At 58.1% G+C, this 24,176-nt stretch carries 19 protein-coding genes and 1 tRNA gene; 9 read left to right on the forward strand and 11 right to left on the reverse strand.

Annotated features, from left to right (window positions below; all coding sequences use genetic code 11):
- Positions 1-149 precede the first annotated feature (149 nt).
- Positions 150-1,601 carry a zinc-dependent metalloprotease family protein gene (locus ACX80E_RS03430; protein ID WP_459300503.1) on the reverse strand — a complete coding sequence of 484 codons (1,452 nt, stop codon included), beginning with the start codon at positions 1,599-1,601 and terminating at the stop codon, positions 150-152.
- Between the two features lie 1,216 nt (positions 1,602-2,817).
- Here ACX80E_RS03430 and ACX80E_RS03435 point away from each other — a divergent pair.
- Positions 2,818-3,702, forward strand: a complete 885-nt coding sequence (locus ACX80E_RS03435; RefSeq protein ID WP_459300504.1) for a VOC family protein — start codon at positions 2,818-2,820, stop codon at positions 3,700-3,702.
- 67 nt (positions 3,703-3,769) lie between these two features.
- Here ACX80E_RS03435 and ACX80E_RS03440 read toward each other — a convergent pair whose 3' ends face one another.
- Positions 3,770-4,348: an SDR family NAD(P)-dependent oxidoreductase gene (locus tag ACX80E_RS03440; RefSeq protein WP_459300505.1), complete on the reverse strand. Its 579-nt coding sequence runs from the start codon at positions 4,346-4,348 to the stop codon at positions 3,770-3,772.
- Positions 4,349-4,380: 32 nt separating this feature from the next.
- Positions 4,381-5,073, reverse strand: coding sequence for an oxidoreductase (locus ACX80E_RS03445; RefSeq protein ID WP_459300506.1), 693 nt, complete (start codon positions 5,071-5,073; stop codon positions 4,381-4,383).
- A gap of 280 nt (positions 5,074-5,353) precedes the next feature.
- Between ACX80E_RS03445 and ACX80E_RS03450 the strand changes: the two genes are divergently transcribed.
- Positions 5,354-6,001, forward strand: a complete 648-nt coding sequence (locus ACX80E_RS03450) for a helix-turn-helix transcriptional regulator (protein ID WP_459300507.1) — start codon at positions 5,354-5,356, stop codon at positions 5,999-6,001.
- On the forward strand, positions 5,998-6,291 hold the full coding sequence (locus ACX80E_RS03455; protein WP_459300508.1) for a hypothetical protein: 294 nt from the start codon (positions 5,998-6,000) through the stop codon (positions 6,289-6,291). The genes ACX80E_RS03450 and ACX80E_RS03455 overlap by 4 nt, the downstream gene beginning before the upstream one ends.
- 183 nt (positions 6,292-6,474) lie before the next feature.
- Here ACX80E_RS03455 and ACX80E_RS03460 read toward each other — a convergent pair whose 3' ends face one another.
- On the reverse strand, positions 6,475-6,930 hold the full coding sequence (locus ACX80E_RS03460) for a prevent-host-death protein (RefSeq protein WP_459300509.1): 456 nt from the start codon (positions 6,928-6,930) through the stop codon (positions 6,475-6,477).
- A gap of 92 nt (positions 6,931-7,022) precedes the next feature.
- Positions 7,023-10,577 (reverse strand): SIR2 family protein, encoded by a 3,555-nt coding sequence (locus ACX80E_RS03465; protein WP_459300510.1) that lies wholly within the window; start codon positions 10,575-10,577, stop codon positions 7,023-7,025.
- A gap of 1,392 nt (positions 10,578-11,969) precedes the next feature.
- Between ACX80E_RS03465 and ACX80E_RS03470 the strand changes: the two genes are divergently transcribed.
- Positions 11,970-13,409, forward strand: coding sequence for an IS1380 family transposase (locus tag ACX80E_RS03470; RefSeq protein WP_459300511.1), 1,440 nt, complete (start codon positions 11,970-11,972; stop codon positions 13,407-13,409).
- Between the two features lie 173 nt (positions 13,410-13,582).
- Here the strand turns inward: ACX80E_RS03470 and ACX80E_RS03475 are convergent, their stop codons facing one another.
- The 3 genes from ACX80E_RS03475 to ACX80E_RS03485 form a co-directional block, all read right to left on the reverse strand.
- Positions 13,583-14,488 (reverse strand): hypothetical protein, encoded by a 906-nt coding sequence (locus ACX80E_RS03475; RefSeq protein WP_459300512.1) that lies wholly within the window; start codon positions 14,486-14,488, stop codon positions 13,583-13,585.
- Complete coding sequence (locus ACX80E_RS03480) at positions 14,392-15,024, reverse strand: SIR2 family protein (RefSeq protein WP_459300513.1); 633 nt, start codon at positions 15,022-15,024, stop codon at positions 14,392-14,394. Before ACX80E_RS03480 ends, ACX80E_RS03475 begins: the two co-directional genes overlap by 97 nt.
- Before the next feature lie 541 nt (positions 15,025-15,565).
- Complete coding sequence (locus ACX80E_RS03485) at positions 15,566-15,757, reverse strand: hypothetical protein (protein ID WP_459300514.1); 192 nt, start codon at positions 15,755-15,757, stop codon at positions 15,566-15,568.
- Between the two features lie 242 nt (positions 15,758-15,999).
- Here ACX80E_RS03485 and ACX80E_RS03490 point away from each other — a divergent pair, with 242 nt between their 5' ends.
- Genes ACX80E_RS03490 through ACX80E_RS03505 form a run of 4 tightly spaced genes read left to right on the forward strand, consistent with a single transcriptional unit; the run spans position 16,000 to position 19,787 of the window.
- Positions 16,000-17,016: an SMODS domain-containing nucleotidyltransferase gene (locus ACX80E_RS03490; protein ID WP_459300515.1), complete on the forward strand. Its 1,017-nt coding sequence runs from the start codon at positions 16,000-16,002 to the stop codon at positions 17,014-17,016.
- Complete coding sequence (locus ACX80E_RS03495; RefSeq protein WP_459300516.1) at positions 17,013-18,536, forward strand: ThiF family adenylyltransferase; 1,524 nt, start codon at positions 17,013-17,015, stop codon at positions 18,534-18,536. Before ACX80E_RS03490 ends, ACX80E_RS03495 begins: the two co-directional genes overlap by 4 nt.
- Positions 18,533-18,997 (forward strand): M67 family metallopeptidase, encoded by a 465-nt coding sequence (locus tag ACX80E_RS03500; protein WP_459300517.1) that lies wholly within the window; start codon positions 18,533-18,535, stop codon positions 18,995-18,997. Before ACX80E_RS03495 ends, ACX80E_RS03500 begins: the two co-directional genes overlap by 4 nt.
- The gene (locus tag ACX80E_RS03505; protein WP_459300518.1) at positions 18,987-19,787 is read left to right on the forward strand and encodes a DUF6602 domain-containing protein; all 801 of its coding nucleotides are present in this window, start codon (positions 18,987-18,989) and stop codon (positions 19,785-19,787) included. Before ACX80E_RS03500 ends, ACX80E_RS03505 begins: the two co-directional genes overlap by 11 nt.
- 179 nt (positions 19,788-19,966) lie before the next feature.
- Here the strand turns inward: ACX80E_RS03505 and ACX80E_RS03510 are convergent, their stop codons facing one another.
- The 3 genes from ACX80E_RS03510 to ACX80E_RS03520 all read right to left on the reverse strand — a co-directional run bounded on the left by ACX80E_RS03510 (position 19,967) and on the right by ACX80E_RS03520 (position 23,198).
- On the reverse strand, positions 19,967-21,301 hold the full coding sequence (locus ACX80E_RS03510) for an IS1182 family transposase (RefSeq protein WP_459300522.1): 1,335 nt from the start codon (positions 21,299-21,301) through the stop codon (positions 19,967-19,969).
- Positions 21,302-21,875: 574 nt separating this feature from the next.
- Positions 21,876-22,808, reverse strand: coding sequence for a hypothetical protein (locus tag ACX80E_RS03515; RefSeq protein ID WP_459300519.1), 933 nt, complete (start codon positions 22,806-22,808; stop codon positions 21,876-21,878).
- A 309-nt stretch (positions 22,809-23,117) separates the two neighbouring features.
- Positions 23,118-23,198 (reverse strand) — tRNA-Leu (locus tag ACX80E_RS03520).
- A gap of 267 nt (positions 23,199-23,465) precedes the next feature.
- Here ACX80E_RS03520 and ACX80E_RS03525 point away from each other — a divergent pair.
- On the forward strand, positions 23,466-23,981 hold the full coding sequence (locus tag ACX80E_RS03525; protein ID WP_459300524.1) for an ANTAR domain-containing response regulator: 516 nt from the start codon (positions 23,466-23,468) through the stop codon (positions 23,979-23,981).
- Positions 23,982-24,176 lie beyond the last annotated feature (195 nt).

Genomic DNA, 24,176 nt, shown 5'->3' on the forward strand with positions numbered 1-24,176 from the left:
CAGATACTCCATATGGCGCGAGGCGGGTAGGTGGATCAGGAAGGTTGACGGAAGAGCCTGCGGTGCTTTGGCTGTGTTGTTTCGAGGGACGATTCGGCAGGCCCTGTCGAATCGTCCCTCGGTTCTGCCCTCAGGCTTGTTTCAGGTTCTTAGGAAGCCGTAACTGAGAAGTTTCCGATGCTGCCGTAGTCGGTGTAGCCGGTGGTGAGTGGGTTTCCGAGTCCGGTTCCTTCGAGCTTGATGTAGTAGGTGCCTGCTGTATAGTTGCGGGTGATTTCGGCGTCGAGTCCTGATGCGTTTGACGAGGTGAGGTATTGGGTTGCGGGATCGGCGGATGCGATCAGGGCACCTGCGGAATTTAGGACGGAGATTTTGATGTCGAGGTTGGCTCCGACGGCGGCAGGTGTGGCTGAGATTTTGTGGCTGCCTGCGATGAGGGTGACTTTGTAGTACGCGGCGTCTGCGGGGGTGGTGATGGTTCCGGCAACGGCCGGTCCTTGGGGAGTTAGTGCAGTAGCGGTTGCCCGGGATGTCCCGTGTGTTGAGGGCTTCAGTGCTATGCCGTTTTGCTGCATGACTGCGTAGTCGTCTTGCTTCTGGTTTGCGCCCGCGTACTCGCCTTTGCTCCACTGCGATACGGGGCGGTTGTAACCGACTCCCATGATGGGAGCCCACGCTGCGTGGCCCGTGTAGTAGTTTGTGGCTGAGGTTCCGTCGTGGCTGAGCCCGAGGTTGTGGCCGACTTCGTGTGATCCGGCTTCGGCGATGTTCTTTCCGGTGTTGCCGACCCCGGTGGTGAACACAAAGGCGGGCTGGTTGTAGCCGTTGTTCGCCGCATCGAAGGTGCCGACGTAAGCTATGCCGCCGATCGCTTGGCCGGTATGGTTGGAGGGCGACACCACCAGGTGCGATCCGAAGTTGAGGTCCGCCGCAGTGGTCCGGTTCAGCGCCGCTGTCCCTGGGTCGATGGTCGTGACGTTGACGTTGAATGCGGAATAGTCTTCAACAACCCGCTGCCAGGTATCTACGATCTGTTGGCGTTCAGTGACGCTGAAGGTTGCTGGGTCACCGTCGGAGTCGTAGGGCTGGGATTGGATGATTTGTTGCCCGTAGTCTGTGTTCCACTGTGTTCCTGTGGTCTGGGCGCCGTCAAAGTCGATGAAAATGATCCGGGCTGAGCCCGGGCTGGAGCTGAGGTTGAAGGCCTGTGCTGGATCCGGGGCGGCTGCGGCGGGGGCCTGGAGCTGGGCCTGGGCCTGGGCGAGTTCTTCGGAGGAGGCTGCCGGCTCGACGTACAAGGGGGAACCGACCTTGTTCAGCCACAGGGAATCATCTTCTTTCAGTTCGGCTTTTAGTTTTTCAACCGGAATGCCGGATACTGCGGCGCCTTTGGCCAGGAAGGTATTTCCCTTCGCCAGCGCCTCGGCGCTATTTACCGCCCCGGGGAACGGACGGGAGGACTTGCCGTGGGAGTGGCCGTGATGCTGGCTCTGAGTCGTGTCGAGGGCCGGGGATGGTGCTGCTACGGCCATTGGAACAGCCACCGCGGCAGTTCCGGCCAGGCCCAACGCCAATCCTGCTGCTAGTAAACGTCGTTTCATGAAACTCCCCTATGCAAGTTTTTGAGTGAAAATACCTGTGATTGAATAAAAATCAATCACACGTTGGAGTATGGCAAGCCGTCATGTGATCGCCAAGGCTATTTCACGAAACTAGTCAAGTGGACAACACATTTCGTCATAAACCTCGGATCGAGGGGTATTCCGAGCAAAGGATGATTGGTGACTGCGAGGATATCCATTCGAACACAACAAGCGGGACCGCAAAACGTTCCAAGGCCGATATGGAGTACGGCAGCGCCAGCTACTACTGCCGCGCCTCCGCGGTCTCAATCCAGACGTACAGAAGCTAACAAGTCGATAGCACTGCAATGTAGCGTCGAGTTACTCGGTCGAAAGTGGACGCCTTATCCAAAGCGTTTCACCCTCAGCCGCGTCCGATTACCCGATTGTTACTGATCCGCAGTTCAGCCCGAACAGTCGTTCCCTGTCGTACGCTTCAACAGATCCGATACCAGCCTCGCTCCAGACACTGGTGGCGTCCTCACGGTCTGCGGAAAATCGCAGAGGGTCTTCCGATCGGCCTCGCGGCCTGTTCCATCTCGGCGGTCCCGATTTCAGCCCAAGCGGCCGTTGCAAACGCGCGGGGCAAGTGCGTGATGCTGGCGCCTGCTCCCATCGGTGCAATGGCATTCCGCTACGCTGGCGGCTACTGCCAATAAATTGGAGACCTAAATTGTTGATCTGTCTTCGCGAGTCCGCGGAGGCCCGTCAGTAAGGCGCGCAGGCGCCGGTGGCCCGGCAGCGGGGCCGGATGACCGAACCGTTCCTGCCGCAGATGGTCTCCTGGGTCGAGCAGTCCTGCGGGAAGATCCGCGGCGACGTCGTGCATGAGAAGCTCCTTGCACTGGGGTTCACCGGGTGTGAGCGAACGACCAAGACCACACTGGCTGAATTGAATTCGAAATAACCGGCCCGGAACGTCCGCGTGCACCGGCCCTCGACTCCTGAGCCTGGTCTGTGGTTACTATGAAGAATTCTTGACCGTGTTGACGTGCCAGCCAGAAGATCCTGCTTCCAAGGGTGGGGTGGAGAACGCGGTGATGGTCGCGAAGGCAGACATCGTGCCCAAGGTGGGATTCGAACCAAACTATAGCCCTTGCAAACAAAGGGATCTCGTGCGCATTACGGACCGCATCTCTATTGAAGGCCATGGACGGCCGTGGCATGCTGAAATGAGTCACTTCGAGGAGGAATCATGCAACGAATCGTGCCCAACGTATGGTGTCAAGGCAACGCGTTGGAGGTCGGAGAGTTCTACTCTGCGGTGCTTCCGCAGACGTCAGCCGAGACAACCGTGAACTATCCGACAGAAGGCTTGCTGGACTTCCAACGTGATTTTGCTGGGCAAGCGCTCGTCGTGGATGTGACGGTCAGCGGTTACCAGATCCGCCTTATCAATGCCGGAAATGAGTTCCGCCCAACACCTGCCATCTCGTTCATCCTGAACATGGATCCGCTCCTGTTCGACGGTGGCGAGGATGAGGCACGCGCCCGCATCCAGAGCATTTGGGATGCCTTCGCAGAAGGCGGCCAGGTGCGCATGGAGTTAGGCGAATATCCGTTCAGCAAGCTCTACGGCTGGGTCGAGGACCGCTTCGGGGTGAACTGGCAGCTGATGTTGAGCGACCCAGCGGGAGACCGGCGGCCGCTGGTGATTCCACAGTTCCTCTTCACCGGACCCGTCGCCCAGGCACGGCAGGCAATCGATCTCTACACTGGGCTTCTCCCGGATTCAGGCACGGGCATGGTCATGCCCCACCCGGACGAAGCAAACGGCATCATGTTCGCCGAATTCCAACTTGCCGGACAGTGGTTCTCCGGCATGGATGGCGGCACGGATCACGATTTCACGTTTACACCAGGGCTGTCACTGGAAATTTCCTGCGCAGATCAGGACGAGATCGATCGGTTGTGGGAGGCACTTTCCAGCGTGCCCGAGGCCGAACAATGTGGCTGGTTGGTGGACCGCTACGGCGTGAGCTGGCAAATCGTGCCGCAGAATATGGGCGAGCTCATGCAGCACCCGGGGGCCTTTGCTCGGATGCTCGACATGAAGAAACTCATCATTGCCGAGCTGTGACGTACCGCAGTCACGGCTTCGTCGCGTCTGCAGCCGGCCAAGCGTTGCAACTGCTCGAGGCCGATTGTCAGGTTTGGGTTGGCGTCTCCGCGAAGGGCAGCGGTGCGGACAATTCAGCGGCCGACGATTCGAAGGGCCGCTGGCACCGTGGACTCCCACCACGTGAACGCCGGCCAGCGCTAGCTCCAAGCGCGGGGAGTTCGTTGCCGACCACAGGGCCGCCTTCGTGGCACTGTATATCCCAGCCACGACATACCAGCTCAGCGCCGAGTGGATATCGATGATTACAGCTCCGGTCTTGCCCGAGAGGATCGGTGCGAATGCGCGGGCCAAGAAAGTTCGTTTCAACGTTGGCCCGGATTTCGTCGTCCGTGTGGCTCAGAATCCCGGGCGTGGGCGTGGAGGCTCCGGCGTTGCTGGTCAACACCGTCACGTCCCCTGCCCCCTCAACCGCGGCCTGAATCGACGCCGAATCGGTGACGTCCAAGGTCAGCGGCACAATCCGCTCGTCATCCCAAGCACGAGGGTTGCGAGCGGAGGCATAGACCCTGGCCGCGCCACGGGCAAGGGCTTGATGCACAAAATGAGTGCCGATGCCACCACTGGCTCCGGTGACCAAGACAAGTGCTCCCTTAAGTGAGGGCATGGATATTCCTACTTCTTGGGGTTCGAGGGATATTAGGCGTTCGCCAAGACGGGGTAATCGGTGTATCTGGATTCGCCGCCACCATAGATCGTGACAGGGTCCAACTCGTTCATCGGTGTCCGGGCACGCAGAAGCTCGACGACGTCGGGGTTGGCCAGTGCCATCCGACCCACAGGAGCAATATCGGCAAAGCCGGCGTCGATGTCAGCGGCCATCTGCTCGCGGGTGCGGCCATAGCGGACCACCAGCACCGCCGTCGGCCATAGCGCACGGAAGGACTGCAACACCTCAACGTCATCCACATGGTGCAGGTGCAGATAGGCCAAATTCAGACCAGCCAACTCACCGGCCAGGTGACGATACTGCGCCCGGACATCGGCAACCTCTCCTTCATAGATCCCACCCAACGGCATTGACGGGGACTGGCGGATGCCGAAACGGTCGGCGTCGATCTCCTGCGCCACAGCACGGGCAGCCTCAGTGACAAAGCGGGAGCGGTTCTCGATCGATCCACCATAGGCATCGGTACGATGGTTCGCGTCCGGGGAAAGGAACTGGTGCAGCAGGTACCCGTTTGTACCGCGAATCTCCACACCGTCGGCACCGGCAGCTATGTCCGAGGCGGCGGCGTGGCGGAAGTCGGCTATCGTCGCCTGAATATCCTCGATGCTCAGTTCACGCGGCACCGGCGTCGTCTGCTTTCCGCTCAGGGTAGCAATGTCCACACCGGCTGAAATGGCCTACAGCTAAAGCAGCGTCGGGGACCCAGGATGCTGCACAACATTGCCCCTCAGGGGAACAGTCTGGGAACTCGGTGGGAACGCTTAAACACGAAACTCCCTGTAAACAGGGGGTCAAGCGTGCCCAAGGTGGGATTCGAACAAGACTTTAGCCCGCGTAAACAAAGGGAAGTAGCGAGTTCCTGCGGAAGTACGACGCAGTCCGGCAGTCCGACAGGAAACGTGTTGACATTGTCAACGAGCAACATTGTCACCGTTCGGTGACATGATGGATTGCGGAAGGGATGACGCCATAACATTTCATAGCAACATCGACACACCCGCCGCGGCCGGAGCATTGATCCGCGCCCAACGGATGGAACAAGGATGGACGCAACAGGCGTTGGCTGACGCGGCCGGCGTCTCACGGAAATTCCTCATTGATCTTGAATCTGGCCACGAGCGCGCCGAACTTGGGAAAACCATGGCAGTCCTAGCTTCGCTGGGTCTATCTCTATCCACCAACACCCCTATCCCCCGCGGCAGCGACCATGATCCGGAACGGCGCGACTACGCAGCTACCTTCACGGACCTCCTTGCCCGGAAGGACTTTGAATTCGCCATCAAGATGCTCGCCGACTACGCCAGCGCGTCCCTAAAAGCCGGCCGGCCACTCCTCCAACGCAGCCCACAGCTCAAAGATCCACAATGGTCTGCCGCTCTGGCGGGAATCACCAACTACACCGCACACCGCCTCGACCAACCAACTCCAACTTGGACCAGACGCATCCAACCCCTCAAAGAGGCATGGATGCCGGCCGAGTCCTACCGGAGCATCCGCGAACCCATGAAGCAACTCACCCAGTCTGAAACACCGCACGAGCTCGCTGCTTTGAACGTCTTCATCCGTGAACGCAGTTTGGCCACAGCATGAGCGCCGGAGAACTCACCGGCGAACAGATCCTGGCCCTCCTCCATGAACTCGCCAACAGGCTGGCCGCCCGTGGCATACATGGCGACATCAAACTCGTCGGCGGCGCCGCACTCATACTGCCGCCGGCGCTATTTAGTCTCATTGGGGTGACTCGTATGGACCTGCTCGAGATAGACCACGTGATCCTTAACGTAGAACCAGATGCGCGCGTCACCCTTGAGGGTTGGTTTGTGCTGCCATCGCTCATGGGTGGAACCATCTCGGGTCACAACACCCAGATCACCTCGTAGGCGGTAGTTGGCGGGTGTTGTGGACTGAGGCGTTCTGGTCAGAAAGTCCCAAGCATCAGCCAAGGAGTTCCTGGTCGTAGCTTTCAGATCGGTCCAGCCACGCTTCGCCTGAACAGATGCGAACCGAAGCTCGTATTCGCTCCTCTTGGTCGGCCGCTCAACCTTTTCGGATTTTGCCATGCTCTAGGGGCGCTCGACAGTTTCAGAGTCATCGAGCCATTCCACAGGCTCCTGGCCAAGACCCGCCGCGATTGCAGTCGCAGTTTCACGCCACGACGTGAGTTCCGCAATGGCCAAGTGAGGCTGGTTCGTTGCGAAGGAGGCCCGAGCGGCAGTCAAAATATCGTTCGCGCAGGCTTCCTGGTCAGCTTGGGCCAGAGCAAGCATCCACGGGAAGCGGTCGCTCATGCGAGATGCCAGGCTTCCATCCGTGCTCGTCGACACGGCAACAAGCTGAGCGGCAAGTTCCAACAGCGAGGCGCGGGCCTGATCTGCACTCTCCGACATCAGCACCAGCGCCTCACCGTCACGGCGGGTGACCCGAACGGGGTGATCCACCGCAGCTGCAAACACATCGGCAGATGCACGACTCAGCTCAGATGACTGAAAAGTCGTTCGGGATGGGGTTAGTGTGCTCATGCACTAACTCTAACTCAGAACGTGTTCTGAACTCAAGAAACGCGGAGGCGCCATTGCTCTGACCAGGTGTCAACCAAATCTTGGTCGGACCCTCACTCACCGCTACTGCTGATGATTCCTCTCTCAGTTGCCGCTTGAATGAGGACTTCCACTCCGTCATCGCCAAGTTTGCTCCGCAGAATACCTATCAGTTTCTTCACTTGGTGAGTGACAACGTAGTGACTCGGTGCCGAGTTTCGTATTCGTTCTGCATAGTGCAGTGCGAGAATTTCAGCGTGAGCAGACAGTGCGCTTTCTGGAATGTCCCGTTGGACGGGCCGTAAACCAAGGCCGATGCCTCTATTGGCAAGCAGCTTAGTCGCCTCTGGAATCTCGTCGCCGAGATATGGAACGATTTCCACCCAACAAATAAAGACCTCATTGGCTAGGGTTCGTGGTACTCCATTCATGCGCGCACTTAGGTGGTCGCGAAGCCACGTGTTCCACAATTTGGAGCCGACTTTTGCATCCGCGCGGATGAAACGTACAACAGCCTGGGCAAACTCCGCTTCAAACTCACCACCGGCGGCAAGCACGCTTTCATCGAGCATTTTTTGCCTCGACTCCGGGGTAATACCGGCAAAAGATATGATTGAAGTGACTAGGGAGAAAAATTGATTCTGGTGTGTACCGCCGCTCAATTCGCTTAGCCGCTTCCACTCCTCGATCGTGGCGTCTAACATGCCAGCTTCTAGCATCTTGTCGTTGTATCGAGGGCCGTATAGGTAGGAGTTCCAAACCAGCGCGGCTGTTTCTTCTTCGCCAAATAGTGGGATCACACGTTCGGTCGCAAAGACAGGGTCCGCCCCAAATAAGAAGAACAATTGGCTGGCCAATGCAGGTTGCGTCGCGTGGAGTGCGTGCGGCGGCCCGTCGAGTAGCTGGTTCAGTGCTTCGTGTTCTTCTAGGCTAAGGCCGGACCAGTTGTCACGATCCTTTCGCCACCGTCGATCTACTTCGACCAACCAGTATTGGGCGAGATCGCCTGGCCAGCAATTGAGATAGAGTGCTGCGGACGAATTGGGGTCGAATTCAGCATAGTGAGTGAACGACTGTCCATGAGCTGTCCAGAGATCGAGAGCCATGCGCCGCATTGCGACATTAGCTGGAACTTCAACACTTTCGATTCGCTTGCGCGCCTGCTCCAAAAGGAAGCGGCTGATTGACCGCGCCGATTCAATACTTGGTATCTGTGTCGCAACTCGGGCAACGATGGAGTCTCCAATCCCATCCGCAGGAGCTTTTGCCCAGCCTTCGATGACTGCTCCGCGAAGATCTTTTGTCTGGGCCCCAAGTTCCACCCGTCCATCAATGAATGACCAGATACTTTCACCAATTTCCGGACGTGACTCAACAACCTGATTCACAAGGGAAAGAGCGTCCCTCCATTCAGGTTCGCCGAACTTCCGTTCCGAGTAATCCTTGGAAAGCAGGTCGTCCATAGCAGCCGAAACGTCGTCTTCAATAGATGCAATGAACGCTTCGGGTTCCATCGGTAGCTTTCCTCCCCAGGTTCCGCTTGACGACCACATATCGAAGTCAGGGTTGTCCCGTGGGGCAAAGTCAGTATTGGCGGACTGCACCTCTTCTTTCGCTGCGACAGCTTCTGCCCACTCTGGAGCTACCTGGGTCAACCACACAAGTAAGTTGTAAGTCGAGTAGTCAAAGTGCCGATCGAAATCTGGAAGGGCTTCGGAGAGGGCCGGCCCGGCCTGCGCCGCCTTCAGTAAGCTGTCACGAGCATCGCTAGTGGCTGTTTCTGCCGCCACTTTAAGGACTCCGTAAACCTCGTGTTTGAGGTCATACTCATAGAGTGCCGCTCGCTCCAGCAACCATGAGATCTTTTCGTCGGGCGACCGGGAAGTGTCAAGTGCTACCAGGTGTAAGGCGAGTCGTTTGAAGAGAACTCGATCCAGTGACCACCATCGTTCAGGCAGGTCGGGCCGTGCAAGCCTATTCTTGGCGCCGTACTCCCGCAGTCCATCGATAACCGCATCTACAGGGTCACGAAACTCGTCCTGCTCGTGTGGTTCGATGGCCGAACGCCTAGAGCTCAAAGGATCCCAGGTTCGTTGGCCATGGTAGGCCTCGAGCAGTTCATAGGCCTCATTGAGAGAGCCTTCCAGTAATGTTCCGAGCATCGAATCGCCAGGTGCAGAGAACTCGACGGCTTTCAAGACGTGCCCGGTTAGGCTTCCCTCGCCCGTGGTCCAGTGCACCTCTGCTTCAGGGATCGGTGTCAGTTCCTCGGCGCCTCCAAAGTTCCATCGGCGTTGAAGTACGAGATAAGGCCTGAGAACGGCCCGCAGTACCGTCGTGTCCTCAGGGCGCTCAGCGGGTTCGTAAGGAAGAAGTGACTCCGAGGCAACCGGCGCGGAGTGACCATAGACCGAGGTTGCAAGCAGCACTTTCCATCGTCTGCCAGCGTCACCATCCGCTTTGAAAAGTTCGCCGGCAGCCCAACAGGCGTCACGAAAGAGTTCTTTACCAAGCGACTGCCCCAATCGTTGCACTGTCTGCAACGCAGCACCATGAAGTTCAGGTACAGCTATGAAACTCTGGCAGAACCAGCTCCCAAGGACGTTAGCCGTGGCATTTCCGTTTTGTCCATTGAAGATCACTTTGAATTCGGGTAAGTCCTCTATCCAAAGGAGCCATTCGACTTGCTGGGCCGATTCAGCGGCATTTACAGCCCGGACGAATTCGCGAGCACCGCTTGCCGTGTTCAACTGGCTGACAAGATAGTCGTGGTCCACCGGAGTAAGCGACGGCCCGCCCTTAACTACTTCGACGATCCGAGCGTGGTGGTCAGTCTGTCCCATGCGCGCGCGGAGATTCCACGCCTCCAGTGCTGCTACTAGTGCACTGTGATCGTGGCCTTTGACGGGGTAGCCGATAGTTTGTATTCCGAGCCGAACCCATTTACTGATCTTTGCTTCGTCCACCGTTGTGAAGGCATAACGCGGCGTTCCTGATGGGAGGCCAAGTGCGAGGTAGCGCATGATCGGATCATCATGGCTATACCCGACAAACAACACGGTAAACCCTTGAAACATAGGTAAGAGGAAGCGAGTCGCCCATGCATTCGTGAGGTATGCCCTCCCGAAGTCACGGTCATCAAGAACAAGCTCTTGAGGTTCGCGAAGCACGGACCCGTGAAGGTGGACAATTCCCGTGAAGTCTCCTCCGAGTGGAAGTGCCGGTCCAACCCAAGTATCAGATACGGTGATGCCATCGGCAGTTGCCGCCGTCGATAGGTGGTCATCGAAATTCGTCGTTACGATCCTCAACTGCCCATGGGAAGAAGCGACTCGGACAAGTGCTGCGTGCGTTGCGTTGGGGGCTGAGTCGGCGCGGGTGACGATATCGCGCGCATGCCGATGAGTGTCAAATCCCTCCGGCATTGATCCCAGAAAGAAGTCGATCGCAGCATCCTTGTCGAACGGCACTCGTGCCATTTCCGCCAATTGACTTGCTAGCTTGTCGAAGAGCGGCAGCCCGGACGGACGATCGACTGAAGCACCAGCGCCAACGAACAGCACCAGTCGCCCTGCAGCCTGCTCGTCAAGAACGGCTTGCGGCAAATTCACGCCACCGGTGATCCACACGTCGTTGTCCCCCAAATTCCAGCAGCAAATGTTTCGCTGAGACCATTCAGCGCGTGTCCAATATCGTTAGCACGGCCACCATACGATCTTATCGTTCGATGGTGCCGGTGCCGGTCGAAAAGGGTGCTCCTTTGACTGCGACACCATGGCGTCTCGCCCCTCATTGCGAGGCATCCTATATCTAGAGCGAAGCCGCAAACGCGTCGCGCGCCTCGACGGCCTGGTGATCGGCGAGCTCGAGAGTTGCACTTGGGCCGTCGCCTTTGAGCTGAATCAACCGCAAGGCGGTTATCCGGAAAGACAGATACGCCATCCACACGGGCTGCAGCCAGTCCCTCCCCCGATATACTCGCCGTAGACCGCGTCGATACCCAGATTCGCACGCCAGGAACTTGTAGCAAGTTCCGTCGCGTGGGTGTACTGAGAGGCCATGACATAGAAAAGGGCCAGGCCTTCGCCTTCCGCGGCCAGGATGTGCTGAATCGGGTCCATCCTCGGGATTGACACGCCTTCGGGAAGCTTGGCAGCGACAGCTTCCGCGAACTCCTCGATCGTCTTAGACTTCGCGACGAGAGTGGGAGTACATTTCGTTTCCGGCCGATTGCCAAGGCGGGCGCCCTCATGCAGGAGCGCGAGCCATCGCGCCTCTCGCTGCCACTCGTCTTCAGGTTGAAGGAGCCACAGACACCGAGCGGCGGCCTCAGTAGCAGCGCGCGCCGTGACCCAGGCTGAAGGAGCCAACACCATATCGGTCTTCGCGAGCGTAACTGTTGACTCAGCACGTCGGAGGGCCAGATTACTGAGCGACCATCCGTAGCGCAGTGCCTCCCATTTGGAAGTGGTTGCCCAATTCCCGCGCTCGGCAGCGTATCGTCCTAGGCCGTGTTCGATTCGAGTCGCCAATCGTCGAAGCTCACGCGTCGGTTCCTGCGATGTAGTCATACAAGAGATCCTCTCAGAAGTTGAAGCGGCTACATCTCAGCTAGTCCCAAGCGGGCGTGAGTGAGGATCAGGGCATGGCAGACGGTCGCTCGCATCAATTTCGACCATCTGTCGCCCACCGGTGTTGGGTCAGCTTCCGTCTACTGAGAAGGAAGACACCCCAAGTCATGTAGTAATCGCCCCCCCACGGACCATGAATAGGGTGAAGGGGAAAACTCCCCCAACGCATTCAGCAAGGGAGCCGCCAATAACAAACAGCTAAATCGGCGTCCATATAACAGGGCGCTGCATAAGATGGCTTCCTCAGTGGAATAGCCGGGTCTCGACTAGCCCGGAGATTTCATGAGGGCGGCGCTTTGCGGGTGTGTTTAAGCAGCGAAAGGTGCTTCTGAGCTGGGAAAATAGTGTTGTTGACGCACTTTAGTACCGGCTGAAAGAAGCACCTTTCTGATGTCCAAGAATACCGGAATTTTCCCCTCCCTTCCTGTTGCCACGACGGGCCAAGCTTTGATCTCCCATGCAGGGTTGAACGTGGTGACATCCTTCGTTGATGTCTTGGGGTTCCGGGACTTGTGCGAGGAGCGTTTGAGTCAGTTCGTCCCTGCTGGTGCCAGGCACCGGCCCGGCGGGATTGTGGGTTCCGTGGCGGTGATGCTCGCCGGCGGCGGGGAACATGTTTCTGATCTGGATATGCTGCGCAGCAGTGCCGGGGTGTTCGGGAAGGTCGCCTCGAACGCGACAATGTCGCGGTTCTTTCAACAAGCCGCAGCAGCCCCGGACGTCTTTGATTATGGCTTCGCCACCATGGCCCGTGAGTTGCGTTCGCGGGTGTGGGAGGCTGCCGGTGACCGCAACCCGGCCCTGACGGCCACGGCACTGGACCCGCTCATCCTAGACTTGGATGCCACCCTCGTCACCTCGCACAGTGACAAGGAACAAGCCGTTGGAAACTACAAAGGGGGCTACGGGTTCGCACCGTTTGTTGCCAGTGTTGATTACGGTGCCGGCCATGGCGGCGGCGAGGTCCTGGCCACGTTGCTGCGTCCTGGCAATGCCGGGGCGAACAGTGCCGATGACCACATCAAGATCTTCACTCAAGCCATCGGCCAACTCCCCGATAGCTTTTACGACCAGGACGGGCAGCTGATCGGGGAGAAGGTGCTGGTGCGCACCGATAGTGCCGGAGCCTCCCGGAAATTCCTGCGCTACCTGGCCTCCTTGGGGGTGCAGTTCAGTGTCTCCTACCCGGTGCCGGTGATGAAGACCCGCATGGTGGCGTGGATCAACGAGAAGAAGTATTGGCAGCCGGCCCTGAACCAGGCCGGGGAGGAACGCACGGACGCGTGGGTCGTAAACGCCACCGACGTTCTGGGACTCACGGACTACCCTCAGGGCACGAACCTGTACCTGCGTGCTGAGCCCCTGCATCCTGGTGCGCAGGGGACCTTGTTGGATCCCGACGGGCACCGGGTGACCGCGTTTCTGACGAACTCCCCACGCTGGCACGGACCTACTCTCGATGTTCGCCATCGGGGACGGGGTAGGTGTGAGAACCGCATCAAGACGCTGAAGAACATGGGGCTGGGCAAGCTGCCGTTCTTTGATTTTTATGCCAACCAGGCATGGGCGAGCATCGCGACTTTGGCCATGAACCTTGTTTCGTGGCTGCAACTCTCCATGCTCCCCGCCGGCCACGAAGCCAGGGGCTGGGATGTGAAACGGTGGCGATACAGGGTTTTCGCGACAGCAGGGAAACTCATCACCCGGGCAAGGAAAACCTGGCTGTTGATTTCCGAGACGGCACCGGAGACTGGCACGATCACCACGCTCCTGACAGCCATCCAGGACCTCGCCCCGCAGCGCCGAAAACGGCTACCCCTACCGTCCTGAAAACCCAGGACCGGCCCCAACCACCAGAAAGAACAACACTTCGGAACACGTGGAAACCGACGCCCACCCAGCGACAACAGGCCACATCGGCACACCCAAAAACCGTGAAATCAGCCCGATCGGCAATCAACCTCCTGCCGAGCCAACTGCCGCAGCATCATGCAAAATCTGGGCTAATAAGTCATTCGTGTAGCCTTGATTTTTTCAGTTAGCTCGATGATCGTACTGTTAAATGGATCCTGCGCACCCTGCTCTACAACGTCCCAACCCCAAATTTGCCTGTCCACGTTCGCGCGGACATCGGCCTCCCATGTCAGTCCTCCCTCCCTGTTCCAATTTGTGTCGCGGCTCCAGTACAACCCGGGTGTGGCTTCGTGCCACGTGACAGGTTTCAGGCCGTAGAGTAATCCAAGCCGATACTCGGTCCGACAGAAAGCATCGCGGTAATTCCGCTGATCATCTACCAAGGGCTGAATGATGTCGCGAATATCGTCTTCAATGAGAATGCTGAGGGGGTACAGGGCTCGGTTGTTTCCATTCCAACGAGGAAGTGTCCGGGCGACGTCATAGTCCAAAACTTTAAACCCGTCGAGCGCAGCGAACGCCGGCAATGGAACTTCCTGGGAGTAGGGCTCCTTCCATTTTGGCTCGGTGGCAAGCCGCAGAAAAATATCCTCACGTTTGAAGACAACTGCCGCAATTGCCGCGGTGCGGACCACCAACAGCGCGGGGTAATGATTGAGGTTCACCCAATGCTGGTTAAACGACCCTGTGATCTGCGGACGAGCACTGAGAAGCTTTTCAATGACCCAGACCCACAAGTCGGTGTGCAACTTGTCTCTATCAAGCATGACGCCTGTGGCCATGAGCTTCATTAGCAATCTCGACTCTGCGAGAAGTCGCGCACATTCGGCGTCGAAGTCTCGTGGGCCATTCACGGTTTCTGAACCGTCATACGGCACAACAACTTGCGAACGTTCGCCTAAAACAGTGATGATCCTCCCGAGTTCAACTTCAAGAAGGTCACGGATCTCGATGTGGCTTTCTCGGTAAGGAAGGAGTTTCTTGAGTCTCGCCACTGCCATAGCCTCTGAGAGCGACTGCAAGCCAGCTTCTCAAGAGACTCCAATCGTGAAAGGAGGTCGGTAAAGAACTGGTCGGCAGTAGCTCGCTCAAGGACGACTGCATTGTGCCTTTCGGCGAGCTCTTGGCCGGCTTCACCCAAAGGACCATACGATGACCAGAAAAGTGGGTATCGTCTCGACCTTCTTCCCCTTAAAGTTTCCACGAGGGCTTTGTCCCAGATTCCTGACCAGCCGTTGATGATCAGCCCGTATTCATCGAATATCTGGTCGATGAGCCGTTGCATTTCATCACCATAGCTACTCAGCTCGGTTAGGGTGTTTCGCTGCTCTAAACTCTTGTAGTCACCGTGAAGTTTCACAACGGTGCATGCAGAGTGGACCAGCGGTTTCATACCTCGGACTGCCGCCTCAGAAACGATAACCTGCGGAACAATTCCGAAGGCAGACAGTGCCTGCTCCAAAAGACGATCAAAGTTCGTGGTGGTGATGACTTTTACCAGGCCCTTCTGCACAAGTTGGGCGATACTCATGTGAGTCTGTCCTGGAACCTTGAGACCGGCTTGCCTATCGTCCTCGGTGGCCTCGAAGAATTCACTAAGCAATGCGCTTCTAGCGGCGGGGTTAGGTGCCAGCTGCTCCAACAAGTTGGAGTAGCCAAGCTCATGACCGTCTCCGTTGCGACTCCACCATGCCTCGACCGTCTGTCCATCACCCAATGGATCCGAAGATGCCGCAGCGGCCTGCCGCACCAGCGATTAGATTACTCCATACCCGGTGGGCATGCCAGTTCCGGTGGACGTCCCCGAGCCCACGAGAAGGGCATAAACACCGGGTTGGGCATGCATCGACGTGGCAAGACTGATTCTAGAATCTAGGGCTGTAGCGGTCATACGACCACTCTAGGCAATTTCAGCCCGATCAATTGTCGCCTATAGTTGCGAGCTGCTGAGGCGTCAGCGCCGTGACAATACAAGTTTCCGTGACAATACAAGTTTCGGCAGGCGTTGCCCTACTACCGTGCCCAATCTTGCGCCAATCAGGGCTCGGTGCAACGTTGCCGACGCCGACCGCCTAGAAGGCCGCGACTAACGCCAAAGCGTCCGATGTAACGCCCGCCAGAATTTGAGGTTGCGGATCTTGTTCCGTATCTGGTTCGTCTTGCCAGACGTTCGGTGGTGGGGCAAATACCGTTCTCGCTATGACCACTGTCTGCGGCAAGCAGGTTACGGTTACGGTCATGGTCATGGTCACGGTCATGGTCATGGAGCGACGCTAAGCTGACACTCTGACCAACTACTCGATGACGGCTGCCCTGTGCATCCGCACGAATTGTCCTGGATCCATTGACGTTACCTCCAACTCGTTCGGCAACATCGAAGCCTATTTCAACCTCTGCAAGCGCGAACTCTTCTATCGCCAATCGTTGCCGAATGACTCAAAAACGGGGGTGGTCAACGGCTTGGTGACGGTCCTGAAGCGTCTCACAAACTTGAAGGGCGCAATCTATGATGGAATCAACGAAGCAAGCCCGTGTTTTCAATGTAGAAAAGGGAAACGGTATGTCGATCCTCACTAAGCAGTTCCAAGACGCGCTCTCGAAGATCGAGCCTGGGGAGGACGCCGACCACGCTGCCGATGCTCACGCCGAAGTGCGCGAGGTTCTACACGACGATGCCGATCTTATGGAGTGGGGCCTCCATTCGGTGCTCATTGGCTCGTACAGGCGTGAGGTGTCGATCCGTCGGGTCAAAGACGTGGACGTGCTCTGCGAGTTACCGAACCTGCCAGACGATCATGACCCGCAGGATCTTCTGGAGAAGTTTGTCGGCCTGCTCGCGGTTGAGTATGGCGATCGGGTTACGAAGAACGACCGCTCGGTGAAGGTGGACTTTCCTGACTTCGATATGCATGTGGACGTGGTGCCGGCTCGGTGCGCGGATGATGACTGGGAGATCCCAGATCGTGACGGTGGGTGGGAGAAAACTCATCCTGTCAAGTTCAGTGAACTCAGCACCGCGCGTAATCAAGCACATAATGAGAAGTATGTGCCGGTCGTCAAACTCCTGCGCCAGACCCGTCGGGCATTGCGCAGTGATGCGAAACCGGGTGGATTCTTCGTGGAGGTAGCTGCCTACCAGGCGTTCGAGGGTATCCCCGACGGCGACTCGGATCAGTCACCACGCTCAACTGCGGAGTACTACACGGTTGCCTTGGAGGCCATGGCACCTATTCTGCGCGACCATGCGGACGACGTTGCCCGGCTGATGAACCCGGCAATCCCGGACCAAGAGTTACACATCAGGGCAACCCAACAAGAACTGGACGCAATCGCCGATGAATGGGGGCAGGCAGCGGTCGACGCGCGTGAAGCCTTGAAATCCACCAACGATCAAGATGCCGCTCAGACATTCAAACGCTTGCTCGGTCAAAACAGTGACGGTGACGATGTGTTCGAAGTTCCCGTAGCCGTGTCCGCCGGGCACCGAAGCTTGCCTAGCGGAGAGTCACCCACATTCGGATGAACCATACGACGGACGCCTATGTCGAAGCGGCGATTCGAGGCGTCGATGAAGCGCTGAACCGGGCCAAGTTCCGAACAGTTAAGTGCGGGGATTCACCCGACGAATGGGAGTGGACTGGAACAGTTGGCAAGGATCACGAACCTGCGGTCCTTACTCTTGGACCCAACTTTCCATTTGAGGCTCCCCGTGTCGTCCTCCCACAAAGACTGGATCAAATCGATTGGCACCAGATGCCGGACGGGGCTCTATGCCTATGGAACTCCCATTCCCTGGGAAGTCAGCCTTGGCTCGATGGCGACGGGCTCGTTAAACGGATCGAGGAGTGGATTTCTCATGCTGAAGCTGGCTGGGTCGATGACATGCCGCAGCTTGATCTGGAAGCGTATAACAACTTATGGCTTGAGATTCGTGACGACCATCTGTTCGCGCCCATTCTAGTTATCGATGAATGGGAGCAGATTGAGGGAGGCTGGTTTCGGGCCACTCCACCAGACGAGAACGGTTTGCTGACCGTCGCGAGCGCTCAGCTCCCTGCTCCTGCTATGCCTGCACCCTTACGCAATAAGAAGAAAAAGGGAGCAAGGTCAGTTAGACAGAACCTATCGAACAAATTCCTGAACGCTATCGCCATTGACCTGGGCAGAATCACTAAGCCGTTCATCTTCACCGCACAGTTGGCGGAGGAAGCAGGGGTGAACGGGCCGTTGATCTCCGCGCTGCTAGAGGCGGGGCGGCCCGTTCTGTTCGTGGCTCGATACACGCGTGACGAGTCAGCAGGCTTCATTGGCTTCTGGCTAGAGTTTGGAAAAGAGACCGGTATCCGCAGGTGCTTCCCCGTGGCCGAGCGCCGGCAAGCACAGCAGAGACGCGCCGGGTGGCATGCCGCAGCACTCGCAGATCGGAAAGTTTCAGTCGTTGGCGCGGGGAGCATAGGCTCCTATCTGGCCGACCTTCTCCATCGCAGTGGCTTGACAGACCTCACAGTCCACGACTCCGACTTCCTTCTTCCCGGAAATCTCACACGTCATGCAGCTTCTCCCGCATTCATTGGAGCTCCAAAGACAAGCGCCGTCAAAGACACGGCTAGCCAGCGAACCCCGGAATACCCGATTAAGACCTCCTTGTCTGTCCGAGGTCTGAGCGAGGCTGTTCAGCTCTTGCGTCACCAAGATCTAGTAGTCGATTGCACGGGAGATCGGCTCACATGGCAACTCTTGCTTGCTGCCGCAGATGTCACCGGCCGCACTTTTCTGCACGTCGCAGTGGTCGGGCATGGCCAAGTAGGTCGTGTGGATATATGCCCACCGATGGATGGTGCCGATCCCATCGCAGAGAGCATTGTTCAACCCTTCGCAGCTACCGAGTGGGAGGCGGGCTGCGGCGACCCTGTTAGTCCTACGCCACCAACCGCAGTTGTAGAGACCGCGGCGATGGGTGCCCGCTTCGCGATTAGAATGCTTGCAGGCGAGTCAGTGCCCCCGGCGGGCGAGTCACGTGAGCTGTTCTCCGTTTCCCCATGACCAGGACACTCACAATCACTGACGCCGCATGGCGCATACTGCGAGCCGCAGGCACACAGGAACTTCCCCGCGAAATTGGTGGCTTGCTGCTCGGTTACTACACCGAACTCGGGCCACACGTCACTGAAGCGCGCGTGGTGCCTGACCCGCGCGCTACTCGAATCCGATACCGTCGAGATTCCGCTGTTGCAGAACGCATTCTCGATTCCGGCATCCGCGCGGACGGTAGCGGCCTCCTTGGCTACCTCGGAGAGTGGCACACCCATCCACTGCCGATCGGCCCAAGCACAACTGATATCAATGCCTCTGGCCGACTTGCCAAAGCCGGAGGCCACGACATCGCCCTACTGATATTGGCAATGGGCACCCGAGGCTGGATCGGCCATGCCCTCAATGTGGACCCAGCAGGGGACATGGCAACACTCAATGTTCATGTGGAAGGAATCAGCAATGACGGATGACAACAGGCTGCGATCAGCATTCCTGAGCAAACAGAACCACCTGCTGGCCGCGTTGGAGATCGTGCCAGACCTCACCGGGCACGGGACGACGATTGGTGACGACTCCGAAGCGAACTGGGCGCGGGTCTTTCGAGAGTTCCTGCCCGCCCGGTACGGCATCGCGAAGGGGCAGGTCATGGATGCGCAGGGAGGAATCAGCGACCAGATCGATCTTCTCATCTATGACGCTCAGTACACCCCGCTACTTGCTAAGACAGCGAATGGGGACCTGTTCGTACCGGCGGAGGCCGTGTACGCAGTGTTCGAAGTGAAGCAAGAGATGAACAAGGAGTTCCTGAAGTACGCCGGGAACAAAATCGCTAGCGTCCGTGAGCTGAACCGTACAACTGTTCACATCCCGCACGCGGGAGGAACATACGATCCTAAACCGCCGATTCCAATCCTCGGCGGACTCCTCACCACCCGGAGCGGCTGGGCCAATCTCGAGGGCAAAGCTGCCGTGACCGCCGTACTAGGACTAAGCGGAACCCGCCGGGTCGATATCGGATGCGCCCTACGTGGCGTTGCATTCAACCGGACAGACGAGAATGTAGCCAATGAGCTGGAGTACAGCGAACCAGACATGACGCTGATGTTCTTTCTCTTCAGGCTCTTCAGCCGCTTGCAGAAGGTAGGAACCGTGGCCGCCGCCGATATCGATGCCTACATGAACGCGCTTGACCTAAGCGATGAGCTCGTCTCGGATGCAGTGCCGACGAGCCCGGAGGCGGACACGGAAGACCGCCGCTAGGTGTGTGGGTCAGTAGCGTTTTGAAGGGTGGGTTGGTGTCGGCGGGAATTTTTGTTGGATTTGAGCGTTTTGGTCCAACTGCCGGCCGGGAGTGATGAAAAGGGCTTGGATCCCCGTTATGGATCCTCCCGGGGCGGTGTGGGGCCTGCTGCAGCGCGGGACCCGCCACGCCCTTGCCGTTATGTTGCCGGTTCTGCCCGGTAGCTGCGTAGTTTCATGAGGTTGTGGCAGGCAGCGAGCAGTTTCCACTCAAGCTGTGCTTTCTCCAGTCCGCGGAGCAGCAAATGCTTGCCTTGCCGGGTGTGGATCTGTCCGAAGACTGGTTCCACGATGACTTTGCGTCGGGCGTAGGCTTTCTTCCCGGGCTTGGTTTTCAGTTTTCGGGCCATCCGCCCCACCACGGTCGTGTTGGCCGGGATCCGGCCCCGCGGCGATTCAGGGATCGGGGCCGAGTGCTTCATACGCCCGGTGGAAATGAAGAACTCCGTGCCATGTTCTAGTTCCATGTCCCGGGTGTGTTCGAGGTTCGCTTTCGAGCAGTACCCGGTATCTGCCAACCACTGTTTGGGCATTTGCCCCAGGTTCTGGCGGGTTTGGGCGACCATCGGGGCCAGTTGCCCGTAGTCGTTGGCGCCCTGGCTCATCTCCGCGGCGACAATGACCTGCCGGTATGCGTCAACGGCGGCTTGGCCGTTGTAGTTGTAGGAAAACGAGCCGTCGGCGCGCTTCATGATCCGCGCATCTGGATCGGTGAAGTTCCGTTGCGCCGTGGGCTTGGGCACCGCCTCTGCAGCGGCCTTGTTCCCGGCAGTGGTGATGTCATCATCATCGTTCCCGCGGTTGGCTGCTTTCGACTCGGCTTCGGTGCGTGCCTTCGCCGCAGCTTCGGCCTCGATGGAGGCCCGGGCGATGGCCATCGCTGCAGCCCGCGCCTGTCGGTTGGCCAGTTCCACCGGCAGCTCATCCCCGCGCTTGCCCGGCCCGAACTTCGCGTCTTCATTGGCATCGATGGTCTTGGCTTCCTCCATCAGCTCACTGATTTCCTGGGCCAAAACCTTCTGCTTCTCGGTCATGCGGGCGTAGGACATCGCCTTGTGTTTGGAAGCGTTGGCCCGTACCTTCGTCCCGTCCAGGGCAACCTTCCCCAGCTTCACCATCCCCGCGGCCTGGCACAGTTCCAGCGCCTGCAAAAACACGTTCGCGAAAGCGGCCAGGTGGCGTTCGCGGAAGCGTCCGATGGAGCGGAAGTCCGGGGCCTGCTGCGCCGACAACCACCTGAACGAGACCATGTCGGTACAGGCCCGCTCAATCGCACGGGAGGAACGGACCCCGGTGCAGTACCCGTAGAGCAGGACCCGCAACATCAACCGCGGATCATACGGAGGCTGACCCTTCGCCTTCACATACGACTTATAGAACCGATCCAAATCCAGTTCGTTCTCCACCAACTCGGCAATGAACCGGGCCAGATGCCCCTCAGGCAGCCACTCCTCCAAAGACGGCGGCACCAACATCACCGCATCGGGTTCAAAATCCTTGAACCGCTTCCGCTGCCCACCGTTCAGATCGATCCGGCCATCTGCCGGGGCCTCCACCCGCTCGATCAGCCCAGCATCAAAAAGACCATCGGACGGCTGGGAAGAAGAAGTATCCATACCCCCAATTATCCCAGCACCGGCACGGAATCCCGGCTCATCCACCGGCGTTTTAAGGACCAACCAGGTCATTGCCGTTCCCGACTACTGACCCACGCACCTAGATTTTGCAGTGCCAGAGACGAGGCACCTATGGGCATCTTTTGCCCGAGAGAGTCACTTTTCACCACGGCCTGACGCGGTTTCTATGCTGATTGGGGGTGCCCCAATGTTTTTCGTCAAGGGCTTGACGGAACCATAGGGTGAGCATGGATTCATCTTGAGAATCTATCCATTCCCGTCAGGTTTCTCGTGTCAAGAACTCCTTCCACAATTCGAAGATACATCTTGAAATCAATCTTTAGTAACTCACGTGTCTGTGCTCAATCCGTGTTTTAGTCGAGCTCGGCTGTGTATCGCACGACGCTCCTCCTCCCGTAATGAGGCACATCCGTCATAGCGTGCTCGCACGCCGAAGTGCCTCTAGAAGTGACGCCGTGTCTCTAGGGGTACGCCATTGAGTCGCGACAGCGTGCAACTCGCTCTCTCGATCTGGCCCCAACGGTGACGGAAACGGAGTAATGAGCAGATACGCATCGGTCCCAGTGCCCCGTGTGCGAAATCGACTGATGGTATGAAGCGCCATATTGCGCAGTCGTTCGGCGCTGCGAGGCGCTTTGATTTCGATGACGACTCTCCGGCCATTGACCTCGGCAGTTGCATCGAAACCTGGATCGGGCGCGGAGGGCGGGTTCGGAAAGATCTTTACGGTGGGATCGTCCCATGACAGGCCGATGAGTGCTTTGAGTACCTCGTTTTCGTAAACCGCCGCCTCTGCAACGGCGGAGGCGGCTGGTGTTCCACGATTGGACTCAACGTAGGAAGCAAGGGCTTCAAATGTAGATTCATCATTTCCGGCCTGCGCAGGCTGGTTGTCGCCGTAGTCTGGTTCGGCACTGGCAGAATCAATTCGCTTAGTCAGAATGTCGATGACACCAGCGCACGCCGCCGCTTGGATATCTGACGTTGCGTCATCAGCTAGACGCTGGAGAGTCCGGATCGAGACGCTTTTCGGAAGCGGCTGGTAGTCGGAACGAGAAGGAATTGCCCGATCGGAGGCCCACTCGAACATGTCCCACCACGCACCAGCCATTGAAGATTCTCTTTGGTGTGCAAGTGATTGCCGCGAGACCGAAACCTGTCTGGAGATGCCGTTGAACGCGATCACAGCGGCAGCTAGCGCGGCGAATGCTGCGGCACCTGGACTCTGGGCGAAGTCACGTAGCCATTGACCCAATCCGGCCAAATTCGCTGTAGCAAGACAGATCGCAAGGTAGGCGCCGACAACCATTGAAATGAGGGATACCGGGATCAGCCAATAGATCACGATTCTTCTTTGTTGCCTGTTCGTTGTGGACACTATTCAATCTTGCCCTATGGGAGGTAGGCATGTGAAAAACCAAGTCGGGCCTAATCAAGATTCAGTGACCTCCATCCGCAATAGATTGTTCACTTTTATCACCGTGCAACAATATCCCTGTAATGGCCCGCCTTACCCTCCGCACAGACATTTGCGGCCCTGATTCAGAGTCGAAAGTGTGAAATCGGAGCATCGAGCCGGGTCTCGATGCTCGACCAACGGGCCGGAAACGAATTATGACCCCCTGTTTCCAGGAGGTCATAATTCGAACAAGTGTGCCCAAGGTGGGATTCGAACCCACACACCTTTCGATACTGCATTTTGAGTGCAGCGCGTCTGCCGTTCCGCCACTTGGGCCTTAGCAAAAGCGTCCATACGAACACTGTTACGAAGATCACGTCCGGGTTCTGGAATCGCTTCCGAACCAGTGCGCGCAACAACTCTACATGGAGATAGGCTGTTTTGTAGAACCAAGGCCCCCTTCGGGGTCATTTTTTGCTCAATGTGGTGTAACTCACCTCTTCTTAGGAGTTTTTTGTGTCCGAACAGCCGGCAGCCAAGCCCACCACCCCCGCACGCCGCGTCATTGTTGCCGAGGATGAGACCCTGATCCGTCTGGACATCATGGAAATCCTTCGCGGTGAAGGCTACGACGTGGTCGGCGAGGCCGACAACGGTGAGAAGGCAGTGGAGCTCGCCAAGGAACTCAAGCCCGACCTTGTCCTCATGGACGTCAAAATGCCCGTGATGGACGGCATCACGGCGGCGGAGATCATCGTCAAGGCCCGCATTGCCCCCGTGGTCCTGCTGACCGCCTTCAGCCAGAAGGAACTGGTGGAGCGTGCCCGCGACGCCGGCGCCATGGCCTACGTGGTCAAGCCCTTCACCCCCGCAGACCTTCTCCCCGCCCTGGAGATTGCCCTGTCCCGCCACGAGGAGATCAAGGCGCTGGAAGACGAGGTTTCCGATCTCCAGGAGCAGTTCGCCACCCGCAAGCTTGTGGAGCGCGCCAAGAGCCTCCTGACCACCAAGATGGGTCTCACTGAGCCTGAGGCCTTCCGGTGGATCCAGAAGACCTCCATGGACCGTCGCCTGAGCATGCGTGAGGTCGCCGAGACCATCATCAACCAGGTCAACTAAACGTTCGACGGCGACGCTCACCCAACGGTGGGCGCCGCCGTCGCGCCTTAGCCTGCCCTAGGGCCGGCTCTAGAGTCGGCACCAAACAAGCTTGAGTTAAACAACAAGGGCGCGGGGGGGGGGGGGGGGGGGGGGGGGGGGGGGGGGGGGGGGGGGGGGGGGGGGGGGGGGGGGGGGGGGGGGGGGGGAGGGAGG

The organism is Arthrobacter sp. TMN-49 (assembly GCF_054511095.1).

What these genes read in the sequence shown, in the direction of transcription:
- ACX80E_RS03440 (WP_459300505.1), bottom strand. Translation starts at nt 4,348, where the DNA reads ATGCCCTCACTTAAGGGAGCACTTGTCTTGGTCACCGGAGCCAGTGGT.
- ACX80E_RS03470 (WP_459300511.1), top strand. Translation starts at nt 11,970, where the DNA reads ATGTCCAAGAATACCGGAATTTTCCCCTCCCTTCCTGTTGCCACGACG.
- ACX80E_RS03490 (WP_459300515.1), top strand. Translation starts at nt 16,000, where the DNA reads ATGATGGAATCAACGAAGCAAGCCCGTGTTTTCAATGTAGAAAAGGGA.
- ACX80E_RS03460 (WP_459300509.1), bottom strand. Translation starts at nt 6,930, where the DNA reads ATGAGCACACTAACCCCATCCCGAACGACTTTTCAGTCATCTGAGCTG.
- ACX80E_RS03485 (WP_459300514.1), bottom strand. Translation starts at nt 15,757, where the DNA reads ATGACCATGACCGTGACCATGACCATGACCGTAACCGTAACCTGCTTG.
- ACX80E_RS03455 (WP_459300508.1), top strand. Translation starts at nt 5,998, where the DNA reads ATGAGCGCCGGAGAACTCACCGGCGAACAGATCCTGGCCCTCCTCCAT.
- ACX80E_RS03480 (WP_459300513.1), bottom strand. Translation starts at nt 15,024, where the DNA reads ATGAGTATCGCCCAACTTGTGCAGAAGGGCCTGGTAAAAGTCATCACC.
- ACX80E_RS03500 (WP_459300517.1), top strand. Translation starts at nt 18,533, where the DNA reads ATGACCAGGACACTCACAATCACTGACGCCGCATGGCGCATACTGCGA.
- ACX80E_RS03525 (WP_459300524.1), top strand. Translation starts at nt 23,466, where the DNA reads ATGGAAATCCTTCGCGGTGAAGGCTACGACGTGGTCGGCGAGGCCGAC.
- ACX80E_RS03430 (WP_459300503.1), bottom strand. Translation starts at nt 1,601, where the DNA reads ATGAAACGACGTTTACTAGCAGCAGGATTGGCGTTGGGCCTGGCCGGA.
- ACX80E_RS03435 (WP_459300504.1), top strand. Translation starts at nt 2,818, where the DNA reads ATGCAACGAATCGTGCCCAACGTATGGTGTCAAGGCAACGCGTTGGAG.
- ACX80E_RS03505 (WP_459300518.1), top strand. Translation starts at nt 18,987, where the DNA reads ATGACGGATGACAACAGGCTGCGATCAGCATTCCTGAGCAAACAGAAC.
- ACX80E_RS03450 (WP_459300507.1), top strand. Translation starts at nt 5,354, where the DNA reads ATGATGGATTGCGGAAGGGATGACGCCATAACATTTCATAGCAACATC.
- ACX80E_RS03495 (WP_459300516.1), top strand. Translation starts at nt 17,013, where the DNA reads ATGAACCATACGACGGACGCCTATGTCGAAGCGGCGATTCGAGGCGTC.
- ACX80E_RS03510 (WP_459300522.1), bottom strand. Translation starts at nt 21,301, where the DNA reads ATGTTGGTGCCGCCGTCTTTGGAGGAGTGGCTGCCTGAGGGGCATCTG.